General features: G+C 44.9%; 1 protein-coding gene. It reads left to right on the forward strand.

The features are described from left to right. Positions 1-254, forward strand: a 254-nt coding sequence (locus tag ACSNOH_RS35370) for a transglycosylase domain-containing protein (RefSeq protein ID WP_436725526.1), incomplete at both ends; no start/stop codon positions are given.

Consider the following 254-nt stretch of genomic DNA (forward strand, 5'->3'; position numbering starts at 1 on the left):
TCACGGCATTGATGTGAAATCTGTCGGAAGGGCCGTGTACCGCGATATATTAGCAGGCGGAAAGGTGGAAGGCGGAAGCACGATCACCCAGCAGCTTGCCAAAAATATTTTTCTGACACATGACAAAACGTTTTTAAGAAAAACAAAAGAAGTGATCATTGCGATCAACCTTGAACGGGATTACAGCAAGGACAAGCTGCTGGAAATGTATTTGAATCAGCTTTACTTCGGACATGGGGTCTACGGCATACAAG

This window comes from Streptomyces sp. URMC 127 (assembly GCF_051386535.1).
GTDB lineage: Bacteria > Actinomycetota > Actinomycetes > Streptomycetales > Streptomycetaceae > Streptomyces.